Here is a 10,956-nt window from a genome sequence, read left to right on the forward strand (position 1 = left end):
CCCTTTCGGTGTCATTTGGTGAAATGGGTATGAGGGATCGCAGGAGACCATGGCTGACGGTTGGCTTGGTCGTGATGCTCTGCGGAGCCTTGGTCCATTGGGTGAACACAGGACCCGAGCGGCGGGTTAGGGAGGCGGCTCGGTATCTTGTGAGTGATGATGATCATCGGCTGAACGAGCAGGCATTCCACGAGTTGCGGCAGGATGTGCAGCGAATGGGATATCGATCCTTGGTTCGTGTCTCTAGGGAACTCGACGGGGAAGCAATGAGAGTGAGGGAGGTTCCGTTGCTCTCTTTGGGTGAGCCTCAAGGGCGACCGGAAGATGAGCTGGAAGGTTGCGCGCCATTGGCGCGCATGATTGCCGAGCGACTCATTGAGGAGAATTCGTGGAGGTCACTGATGGCAATTGATGCTGGAGAGGTCGGATTACTGGTCGGCGCAGAATTCTTTCCTGCCCTGGGCGAGAACTCTCCCAAACGGGCCCTTGCCGATCTCAATCGGGTGTTTGGGACCATATGGACCAAGAGGCACGATGGAGCTCTGCACTTTGGTCGAATGTATACTTCGGCAATATTTCGCGGGATGGAGAGGCGCCCAGATCGTGTGGCACGCGCGATATTGTTGCGCGGAGACCATCTTGGCCATCCGTGGAGTGGCGAACTCGAGGCCGCTGCAGTGTATGGAATTCTGACCGAGGCTGAGGCCGATGGGAGGCTACCCGAATTCCTTGCGTGGAAGACCGGCCCAGGAAAGTCTCTCGAAGACTATTTGGGAGGTCATTGGTTCAACGTGGATGTTTCCCCATCCAGTGGGATGACCTTGCTTGCGGTTGGCCTATGGGCGAAAGCCGAGCCTCTTGCTGCTTCAAAGTGGGCAGAAGAACATGCGGACGGGTTGAAAGCCGAGTGGCCGGCTGCTGTTGCTAGTGGTTGGCTTCATTTCTGGCCGGACACGCCAGAGAAAATTCCTGCCTACCATTCGCGCTACGATGACGTCCTCGAATGGTTGAGCGGTCATGTTGAGCCCGACTCGGCATTGATTCACAACATGCTGACAGCCCCCAGTCTTGAGCAAGCAAAGGGTTTTGATCGGTGGTTGAAGGCTGAGGATGGCTCTGAGTGGGATCGGAAGGCGAAGGCCGCGGTGATCCAGAGGAGGAAGGATTATGGGTGGGATTGATAAGGGTGAGGGCGACCATTTTCCTGCAACCCCGGAGTGGAGTGCGCTGTGGAGTTGAAGATTGCTGTGACTCCACTCAAGCACCCCATCGATACGCCGGTTGGATGGGTACAAACAAAAAGGCCGGAGTCAGCAGGCTTGCCGACTCCGACCTGGGAAGATTCGTGGCTCCCTCAAGCCATTGGACTTACGCCTCGGTGACGCGTGGAAGGGGATTGTCCTTCCGGTGCAGGGCGAAGCGCATTTTCTCCAAGGCTTTGTTCTGGAGTTGGCGGATCCGCTCGCGAGTCAGACCGAAGTCGCGTCCGATTTCCTCCAGGTTCATCGGCTTTTTCCCATTCAGGCCGAAGCGTGCGTCAATGATGCGCGATTCACGGTCGTCGAGCAGTTCGAGCAATTCGCCGAGCTGGTCAGCGGAGTTCTTCAAGCTGAGGACGTCCAGCGGTGAAGCGGCATTCTCGTCGCCGATGGTATCGCTGTAGGTGGCAGCCTCGCCTTCGTTGATGGGAGCATCGAGCGAGGTGGTTCGCTGCGAGGCCCGGCGGAGTGCGCTGAGTTTCCGGCGTGGGATGCCGGTTTCCTCGGAGAGTTCCTCGTCGGTCGGTTGGCGACCCAGAACTTCTGCCATCATCCGCTCGATGCGACGCATCCGTGCGATCTTTTGAACCATGTGTACCGGCAGGCGGACGGTCTTGCCTTGGTTGGCCAAGGCGCGCTTGATCGACTGCTTGATCCACCATGCGGCGTAGCTGCTGAGTTTGGCACCGCGGGTCGGGTCGAAACGCTCAACGGCCTTGGTCAGACCGATGTTGCCTTCCGAAATCAGGTCGGCGAGTGCGACGCCGTAGCCCGAGTAGTCCTGGGCGATCTTCACGACCAGCCGGAGGTTGGCTTTGATCATGTGTTCACGGGCCTTTTCGTCGCCATCGTGGATTCGGTTTGCCAGTTCGATCTCCTCTTCGGGCGTCAGCAGTGGCGTTTGAGCAATCTCGTTGAGGTAGATCCGGAGATTCTTATCAATTTCAGAAGAAGACATGGTTTCGACAGTTTCGGTTTAGTGTTTGTTTAGCCTGAGGGATGGCTGAAACTGAACAAGGGCTATCATCGATTTGCGGGAGGGGAAGAAAAAAGAACACAAAAAGTAAACTTTGAGGAGAATCCGTGAAAATACGGACCCTTGTTTATTTTTTGTTTTGATTTTGGGATTTCGATCTATGCTCGGCACATGAGCAATTCGGACGACGCAGAGGAGGTCTTCGGGATGGGAGCCGTGGTGCATCGCACCGGTCTCTCCGCCCAAGGGATTCGGATGTGGGAAAAGCGGTATGATGCTGTGGTTCCAAAGCGCAACGATACGAACCGTCGCTTGTACAGCCGGACCGATGTGGAGCGTCTGGCGCTGATGAAGCAACTGACAGACTCCGGTCACAGCATCAGCAGCATTGCGAATCTTGGCTTGTCGCAGCTTGAAGCCCTGAAGGCGGATCTGGTGGGCATGCCGGAGCAGGAGGCTTCTGTGGAGGCGCCCCGCGAGACGAACCGGGTGCTGGTGGTGGGAGCGGAGCTGGCCGCAGCTCTGGAAAGCGACGGGGGCGGTGAGTTCGAGCTGGTTCCGCTGATCGACGACCTTGATCAGGCACTTCATCGATCCACTTTGCCACAGACCGACCTTCTCGTGATCGATGCTGCCAGTGTGTTTCCCGAAACGAAGGGACACGTGGAAGAGCTCATGCAGCGGAGCGGTGCGGGCCGGGCCTTGGTGGTGTTTCGCTTCGCATCGCGGAAGGATGAGCTGGATCTGATCAAGGCCGACACGAAGATCAGCTTGCTCCGCGGGCCGGTCGATGCGGCGAGGCTCCGTCGTGAATGCTACCTGCAACTGCGGGTCATGCAGGCGAGTCCCCATGGTGGGCCTCCATTGGATGCCGAGCCGATCCCGGACCGGGTCTTTGATGCGCAGCATCTGGCGAGGTTGGCCCGGATCGACAGCGCGGTGAATTGTGAATGCCCCCGCCACCTTGCCGAACTCCTGAAGAGTCTGGCTGCGTTCGAAGCCTACAGCGAGGCCTGCGAAGACCGAAATGCGGAGGATGCCATGGTTCACTCCTATCTCCATCGTACTACGGCCCAGGTGCGCCGAACGATGGAGGATGCCCTTCAGCACCTGCTGAAAGCCGAGGGGATCTCTCTGGATTGAGTGATACTCGGCGGCCGTGAAGGGGGCGCGCGGCGCTGCCGCGCTTCAGCTCAAATGATGATGCAGGAAGCGCGGCAGCGCAGCGGGGTCCCTTGCTGAACGGTCGGATGACCCGATATCAGGGGGTGCTCTCTGCCTCGGGATCCTTTTCTTCGGGTTCGAGCAGCTTCGCGCCTTTGAGAAGTCGACAGAACTCCTTCTTGCTCAGTTCGTGGAAGGTCCCCTCCTTCGTTTCCAGATCGGTCATGTGCTTGTACTCGATCGCATGACGGGCCCACTGGACGATCCGGTAGTAATCGTTCCCCTTTTGCCAGATCTGGCCCTGCTGAAGTCGCATGCCGTGAGGCTAGGCTGGATCGGGGCGGGCTGACGATGAAATTGCCGATCAGGCGGTGCCGGCGTCGCGATAGAGCTCGCCCATGCGGCTCAGCGATCCGTCCTTCTTGAACAGGCTGTGTGGCTTGCCCCGCCCTGGTTCGAAGTAAGCGTAGCGCTCAACCTTTCGCTCTTTCTCGAGAAACTTCAGCGCTTCCTTGAGAAAGTCGTGGTTCTCATCCTCGGGGCCGGACCAGCCGTTGAATTCGGTGATCCAGATGGGCAGGCGGTATTCCTTGGCCAGGTCATCGACAAAGTCCTCGAAGGCATCCGGATCCCGCCCCCGATACCAGTGAACGGCGACGAAATCGACGCGCAGGTCCTTGCGCTTGGCCTGTTCCATGAACTCGTGGAGGTAGTTCATGCCGCCTTGGTCCGAGGAGGGGGCGGGTGAACCGAGACGCAGGTTCTTTTGCTCGGCGAGCTTCACCAGCCTGGGCCACAGGGCGATGGCCTTGTCGAGCGGGATGTTTCCCTGCTTCTTCCGTTCGGGTTCGTTGTAGCCGAGGAGGCTGGTGATGTTCTTGTAGCTGCGGATCTTGTTGAAGTGCTTCTCGTTGACGTTGAAGGCACCCTTGATCATCGGCACGAACTCCGGAGTGGCGTGGCCACGGTTCGGGGTCCAGTTGTAGTGCCAGTGAACGCCGAACTGCCGGTGTTTGTTGGCATCCCCGCCTGCCCAGCCCTTCTTGGTTGAGGCCTTGTTGGTCAGGGCGAAGGAAGGGCCCGTGGCGAGCGCGGCGGCGGAGGAGGCGAGGAAGCTGCGTCGTGTGATCATGACTGGTGGGGGAATCCCGATGAAATCACGGGCACATACGCGCCATCGAGTCGTGAACTTGCTTTCGCTGTAGCGCAAAGCACCCTTGTTGGCCCGCCGATTGCTCTGGGTAAGTCACTTAAACCCTGAACCGAATGCTTGAACCACCGAATGAATGCCCCCGCCTGCGGGAGGTCGACCCGTTTCTCGGCACTGAGCAGGCCGATCTCCCCAAGCCCATCGGCATCGCGGCGACATGGTGGGTGCCCAAGCCGCCGGTCGGAAACACCCATCCCGGTGCGACGCTCCCTTTCGGGATGGTTTCGGCCTGCGCCTACTCCGGGGCGTATGTCACCGGTTACGGTCGCTACGGTCTGTCCCTGAGTGGCGATGCGCCGCCGGTGGCATTCAAGCGGCACGAGGCGTTGGGGATCTCCCATTTCCAGCAGAGCGGGACGGGGCGGATCCGGAGCTACTACAATTACTTTCTAACAACCCCGCTTGGTGAGGACGGCCTCGAAGGGCGCCAGGATCGTCAGGGACTGGAGGATGAGAAAGCCTGGCCGGGTTACTATGGTGGCCGTTTCGTGGAAAGGGATGTGACTTTCGAGGTGGCGGCGGACGCCCGGGGGGTGAGGCATCGCTACGGGTTCTCATCCGGTGTGCGGCCCTCGGTGGCTGTGGATGTGTCGGCGGGTGGGTTGCTGATCGACGAGATGTCGAGCTATCCGCAGGGTGCCGAGTTCCGCCTGTGTGATGGCGGGGTGGAAGGCTTCGTGGTGATGGAGGGTATTCCGATCCATTTCCGCTGTGAAGCGGATGGAGCAAGCGCCTATCTGTGGGAGGACGAGGGGCGGATCGAGAGTGAGCACTATGAGCTGACGCTCGATCGGCAGAAGCAGCGGCCGAGCTTCGGATTCGCATTCGAAGGAACCGATGGGGTGCCGACGATGGAATTGAGTTTCGGCTTTTCGCTGCGGGATGGTGATCGGGCCTCGCAGGCGGTGGCCGGAGGGTTGGACGAGGTGGTCTCGTCGGCAGCGACTCAGTGGGAGTCACTCTTGTCGTCGATCGAGATCGAAGGTGGAACGCCAGCGCAGCGTGAGGTCTTTGCCACGGCGATGTACCACTCGTGCATCAAGCCGGCGGACTTCACGAATGAGAATCCTTTCACCCGCGAGGATGGTCCGTTCTTCCTCGATCTGTCGACGCTCTGGGACCTCTACAAGACGCAACTCCCGCTGATGATGTCCCTGTGGCCTCAGCGGGGCGCGGCCTTCGTGGAGTTTCTCTGTGAGGTCGCCGAGCGGGAAGGGGGATTTCCGGTGAGCTATCTGATGGACAACGTTCCGGATCGCTTCACCAAGCAGGCGACGGGTTTGTGCCATGCGATTCTCGAGGATGCGCGGGTGCGCGGCATCAAGGCCGATTGGGACCGGGTGCTGTCCTTGCTGTGGAAGACGAGTCAGAGCGGCAAGGGGCGGAAGGGGCGGTTCGGCGAGTATGCGCGTTTTGGTGAAGTGGATCCCTTGTCCCACACGCTGGACATTTCCTACGCGCATTTCTGCATGGCGCGGATGGCGCGGAAGGTGGGTCATCAACTGGTTTTCGACCGCGCCTCGGCACTGTCTCAGCACTGGAAGAACGCTTTCGATGCGAAGACGGGACTGCTGCGTGAAGACTCGACCTACTATGAAGGTGAGAATTGGAACTACTCGTTCCGTTTCGTGCAGGACATGGCATCGCGGATCGAGATCGCCGGTGGGGACCGGGGCTTTGTTGGGTTGCTGGACAAGTTCTTCGGCTTCGCGGAAGCCGCTCATGGAGAGCGTGTGTTCCGGTTCGAGGGACTGAACAACGAACCGGACATGGAGGCTCCCTACGCGTATCTCTATGCCGGGCGACACGATCGCACGGCGACCGTGCTGCGCCGGGTGATGCAGTGCGAGTTCACGACCGGCCGGGGTGGGCTTCCCGGGAACGACGACTCGGGTGGTCTGTCATCCTGGTTCGTTTGGAGCGCCACGGGATTGTTCCCGGTTGCGGGTCAGCCCGTCATGTTGATCGGCTCCCCCTTGTTTGACCGGGCGACCTTCCATCTTCCGGGCGGGGATTTCTCGATCGTGGCGGATCAACAGGCGGCCGAGCATTTCCATATCAAAAGTGCCATGCTCAACGGAAAGCCGCTCAATCGTGCGTGGTTGAAGATGGATGAGTTCCTGACGGGCGGGGAGTTGGTGCTGGAGATGTGCCCGGAACCTTCGGGCTTCGGGGAGAAGAATCGGCCCCCGAGTTTCCAAAGCTGAAGGCATTGTCACTCCGGAGCCCACGTGCTTGGCACGGAAACTGCCTCTTGAGCGGTTGAATCACGATCTTCAACCCATGGAATTCCCTTATACCGACGACGAAATCCGCAGCGCAGTGTTCTTGGTCCGGGCGGACCCGATCATTTGTGGTCACTCGACCGAAGCCCGCAACCTGGCGGAAGCAGCGGTCGCGATGGGGCTCGAGGAGGTTCACATCGTCAGCTATCCGATCGACGTGCTTCAGGAGAGCGGTCTGCCACTCAAACCTCTCGAGACCATCAGCCGTTACTCGAATGGCATTCTCGTCGACCGGCCGGAACCGCTTGGCGACTACAAGGTGCTCGATGGTCGCCTCGGGCTTGGGATTGGCGGGCACCTGGTCGATCTCCTGCACAAGCTCCCGGGCAAGACGCTTCTCATGGACCTCTATCTCGTGCCCCACGGCATGATGGTGATGAATGCGGTCAACAGCTTCCGCATGTCAGGCTGCGAGGCGAATGTCTTCACCGTCGGGGAAGCAGTTGGCTCGGACATCACCAATGTGGTCAACAACGCCCTCGCTGAAGGCCGGACTGGCGCGGCGCAGATGGTGCTTTCCAACTTCCTCGAACACGATCACCCGGTGGCGGTAAGCCGCTTCACCAAGGATCTCATTGTGGCGGCAGGGCGCCAGGTCGATGAGGCATTGGGGACGAAATTCACCGGCCAACTTGAGAGTCGCGTCGGCATCAGTTTCCCCGCCATCGACACCTCGGCCTACACCTCGTTGGACATGAAGCGAGACGAGGTCGATGCCATCCTCGCCAAGCGCGGGCTCGAGCGCGACGGATACGCCATGTTCCTTTCCCGCATTGCGCCTGCCAAGGGGGTCGACGATCTACTCGAGGCGTGGACGACGAGCGAACTCTACGGCAAGAAGAAGCTCATCATCTGTGGCAACGGTCCGGCGAAGGATGAGATGCGACAGCGTGCTGCTGAACTGGACGGGATCGAGGTGCTTGATGACGTCAGTGATGACGAAAAAGGAGCGCTCATGAATGGTTGTTACACCTGGTGTCTGCCGAGCAAGCCGAAGCCTGAGTTCATCGAAACCTTCGGCATCGCCGTGGCGGAGAAGATGCTCGCCGGTGGGCTTGGTCCGGTCATCACAACCCGAACCGGTGGGATCCCGGAGGCCAGTGGTGGCCACTGCCTCGAGCATGGAGCCGGCAACGTGGACGAACTCCGCGATTGCCTCAACCGGGTGGCGGCGATGACCGATGAGGAGCGCGCCGAGCTTGCCACTGCGGCTCGTCAGTTCGCCCTCCAGTTCGACCGTCAGGAAATTCTTGCGAGGTTGGTCTCGCGGGCATCGCACAAGGTGCAGGCGGCCTGAGTGTTGCTTCACGGGGAGATCCCGCCCCTTGGGTCTTGCCCGAGTCGTTTTTCAATGCAGCCCGGTCCGCTCACGGCCGGGCTGTTGTGTTGCCGGGCTAGGCCAACGGATACTCTCCGTCTTCATCGTTTCCAACCCAGCCGAGGGCATGGAAGGCGGCGAAGATGGCGAGGCGCGGATCATGGGGTTCATCCTCGCCGTGCTCGATCGTGGCCGAGCTGGTCAGTCCACGCATGGATTCAATGCTGATCACGGTGGTGCTGCCATCGATATGGATCCAGTCTCCCCAGTTCTTGGCTTCGTGACGGACTTCGAGCTTCTGCTTCTTCAACGAGAGCACCACTTCACGAATGGTGCAGGGTGAACTGCTGTCAGGGATCTGGACGATGGTCTGCATGGGCCAGTGAAGCATGACGGGAGGCTCCGACCCTCGACAAGGACTTCCTGAACTTGTCGATGGCCTGGAGATTGATAAGCTTCCCGAATGCTGGAGACCGACGACCTCATCGATTTGGAGATCTCGGCTGGTGAAGAGCTTGCCCGACTCGAAGCCGAGCAGCAGACCGATGCCTCCAGCCGGGAAGCCGTGAGCCCGGACAAGGCGATTGGTCGACTCTCGAGATTGGATGCGATGCAGATGCAGGAGGTCGCCAAGGAAGCCGGTCGGCAGCGAGAGATGCGGATTCACCGCCTGCGGGAGGCGCTGCGCAAGATGGATCTGGGGGAATACGGGCTCTGCACGGCCTGCGGGGACTGGATCGAACTGGAGCGGCTCAAGGCGCGGCCGGAGATCCTCCAGTGTGGAAGATGCGTCATCGAGTGAGGTTTTCGACAAGGGCCATCTCACCCGTTGACGGGAGGTCCGGATTGGGGACTATACGGATACTTCATGACCCTCCTCATCGTCTACATTCTCATCGCCCTCGGGTTCTCGTTCCTGTGCTCCATCCTTGAGGCGACTCTTCTCACCCTGAGCCCGACGGTGATTGAGACCTCAAAGCGCAAAGGCGCGAAGTGGGCACCCACCATGGAGAAGTTGAAAACGGACATCGAACGTCCGCTTTCCGCGATTCTGACGCTCAATACCATCGCCCACACCATGGGTGCCTCGGGCGCGGGTTCGCAGTTCCAGAAGATGTTCGGGAACGTCTGGCTCACGGCCTTTTCCGTGGTCCTGACCCTCGCCATCCTCGTCTTTACCGAGATCATCCCGAAGACGATCGGGGCGCGCTACTCCGTCGCCCTGGCAGGGCCGACCGCCTGGATTCTACCGAAGCTTCAATGGATTCTCTCTCCCTTGGTCTGGTTCTGCCGCCAGATCACCCGGCTTCTGACTTTTGGGAAGGCCAATGCCGAGCCCATGCACCGGGAAGAGCTCCTTGCCGTCACCCGAATGGGCGAAGCCGAAGGGGTCCTGAATGCCAGTGAGGGTCAGGTTGTCCGCAATGTGCTGCGTCTCGGCGAGATTCCGGTGAGCGACATCATGACCCCACGTCCGGTCATGTTCACGATGCCCGGGACGATTTCCTTGTGTGAGTTTGCCGAAGCCTGCGCGGCCCAACCTTTCTCCCGGATCCCCGTGTACGACGGGGATGATGTGGACAAGATCGACTACTTCATCCTGAGGGCAGACGCGCTGGCCGGCTGCCTGAAGAATCAGGATGATCCGTTGGAGTCGCTCAAACGCCCGTTGCCCACGATTCCGCGTGAACTCAGTGTCGAGATCCTGTTCCAACAGCTCATCGCAGGTGGACACCACATGATGAGCGTTCACGACGAGTTCGGGACCACTGTGGGGCTCGTAACCCTGGAAGACGTGCTCGAAACGATCGTCGGGGTCGAGATCGTCGATGAACAGGACGCCGTGACGGACATGCAGGAGCTTGCCCGCCAGCGCTGGTCGGACCGCACCGAAGAGGACGGGAAGAGCGAGACCCCGTAAGGCATGCTGCTTCTCTGGGATATCCTCGGGACCTTCGTCTTCTGCGTTTCGGGGGCAATTGCGGGGCGCCAGAACCAGATGGATTGGTTCGGCATGTTCGTGGTGGCCTTGGTGACGGGCACCGGAGGAGGCATGTTGCGGAGTCTGCTCATCGGGGATCTGCCCCCGGCCTTCCTGAAGGACCCGATCTACTTCATCGTGGCCGGCGTAGCTACGGTGGTTGCCGTAGTTGGGGCGAATGCCTGGAGCCGGATGCGCCGTGCCGTCTCGGTAATGGACGCCCTGGGGCTAGGGCTGTTCGTTGTCACCGGGATTCGCGTCGCGCAGGCACACGACCTGCCTGGGTGGGCGGCTCTCGCCCTCGGCGTGATCAGCGCGACTTTTGGAGGGCTTCTCCGCGATGTGATCCGGAACGAGGTCCCCTTGGTGCTGCGGAAGGAGATCTACGCGACGGCCTGCATCGTCGGAGGGCTCGCCCTTCTCGGGCTCGATGCCCTGGGCATGCCGGAAGAAAGCGCCCTGATTGCAACCACCGGAATTGTCGTGATCATCCGGCTGCTGGCCATTCGCTACGCGATCCATCAATCCGAAGCGTAGCGATTCCGGAGTCCCGCTTCGATGGCGTGTCGGGACAGGGTGTTTCGGAAGACCGAAGGAAATGCGCGTCGCGGTTTCCGGTTCCTGACTCAAGACGCGCTCTACAAATGCCGCGGGGAAGGGGTCTTGAGGAAATCTTCAAAAAAAGTGTCGAAAGGTATTGACCGGGGAGGGGTGGCGTGTAGTTTCCCCCCCGCCGCACCAAAGGGAGCGGCGCGAGAGACGA

11 protein-coding genes are annotated in these 10,956 nt (G+C 60.1%); 7 read left to right on the plus strand and 4 right to left on the minus strand.

The window, feature by feature from the left end; all coding sequences use genetic code 11:
* The first annotated feature begins 149 nt into the window (after positions 1-149).
* A complete protein-coding gene (locus tag JIN81_RS07800; RefSeq protein ID WP_200278324.1) occupies positions 150-1,181 on the plus strand; it encodes a hypothetical protein in 1,032 nt (343 codons plus the stop codon).
* Between the two features lie 187 nt (positions 1,182-1,368).
* On the opposite strand, the gene JIN81_RS07805 is transcribed toward JIN81_RS07800, so the two are convergent.
* Complete coding sequence (locus JIN81_RS07805; protein WP_200278326.1) at positions 1,369-2,217, minus strand: sigma-70 family RNA polymerase sigma factor; 849 nt, start codon at positions 2,215-2,217, stop codon at positions 1,369-1,371.
* A gap of 189 nt (positions 2,218-2,406) precedes the next feature.
* Between JIN81_RS07805 and JIN81_RS07810 the strand changes: the two genes are divergently transcribed.
* On the plus strand, positions 2,407-3,378 hold the full coding sequence (locus JIN81_RS07810; RefSeq protein WP_200278328.1) for a MerR family transcriptional regulator: 972 nt from the start codon (positions 2,407-2,409) through the stop codon (positions 3,376-3,378).
* 118 nt (positions 3,379-3,496) lie between these two features.
* On the opposite strand, the gene JIN81_RS07815 is transcribed toward JIN81_RS07810, so the two are convergent.
* Positions 3,497-3,715 carry a hypothetical protein gene (locus tag JIN81_RS07815; protein ID WP_200278330.1) on the minus strand — a complete coding sequence of 73 codons (219 nt, stop codon included), beginning with the start codon at positions 3,713-3,715 and terminating at the stop codon, positions 3,497-3,499.
* A 48-nt stretch (positions 3,716-3,763) separates the two neighbouring features.
* Complete coding sequence (locus tag JIN81_RS07820) at positions 3,764-4,531, minus strand: glycosyl hydrolase (RefSeq protein ID WP_200278332.1); 768 nt, start codon at positions 4,529-4,531, stop codon at positions 3,764-3,766.
* Between the two features lie 134 nt (positions 4,532-4,665).
* On the opposite strand from JIN81_RS07820, the gene JIN81_RS07825 reads away from it, so the two are divergent.
* Both JIN81_RS07825 and JIN81_RS07830 read left to right on the plus strand, forming a co-directional pair.
* A complete protein-coding gene (locus JIN81_RS07825) occupies positions 4,666-6,816 on the plus strand; it encodes a glycoside hydrolase domain-containing protein (protein ID WP_200278334.1) in 2,151 nt (716 codons plus the stop codon).
* Positions 6,817-6,892: 76 nt separating this feature from the next.
* Positions 6,893-8,191 carry a glycosyltransferase family 4 protein gene (locus tag JIN81_RS07830; protein ID WP_200278336.1) on the plus strand — a complete coding sequence of 433 codons (1,299 nt, stop codon included), beginning with the start codon at positions 6,893-6,895 and terminating at the stop codon, positions 8,189-8,191.
* 97 nt (positions 8,192-8,288) lie between these two features.
* On the opposite strand, the gene JIN81_RS07835 is transcribed toward JIN81_RS07830, so the two are convergent.
* Positions 8,289-8,603 (minus strand): hypothetical protein, encoded by a 315-nt coding sequence (locus tag JIN81_RS07835; RefSeq protein WP_200278339.1) that lies wholly within the window; start codon positions 8,601-8,603, stop codon positions 8,289-8,291.
* Between the two features lie 72 nt (positions 8,604-8,675).
* Here JIN81_RS07835 and JIN81_RS07840 point away from each other — a divergent pair, with 72 nt between their 5' ends.
* From JIN81_RS07840 to JIN81_RS07850, 3 genes are all read left to right on the plus strand, one after another.
* Positions 8,676-9,014, plus strand: a complete 339-nt coding sequence (locus JIN81_RS07840) for a TraR/DksA family transcriptional regulator (protein WP_200278341.1) — start codon at positions 8,676-8,678, stop codon at positions 9,012-9,014.
* Between the two features lie 66 nt (positions 9,015-9,080).
* A complete protein-coding gene (locus tag JIN81_RS07845; RefSeq protein ID WP_200278343.1) occupies positions 9,081-10,133 on the plus strand; it encodes a hemolysin family protein in 1,053 nt (350 codons plus the stop codon).
* Positions 10,134-10,136: 3 nt separating this feature from the next.
* Entirely contained in the window at positions 10,137-10,730 is a 594-nt protein-coding gene (locus JIN81_RS07850) for a trimeric intracellular cation channel family protein (protein WP_200278345.1), read from the plus strand.
* The last annotated feature ends 226 nt before the right edge of the window (positions 10,731-10,956 follow it).

This window comes from Haloferula rosea (assembly GCF_016595525.1).
In the GTDB taxonomy this organism is placed as follows: Bacteria; Verrucomicrobiota; Verrucomicrobiia; order Verrucomicrobiales; family Akkermansiaceae; genus Haloferula; species Haloferula rosea.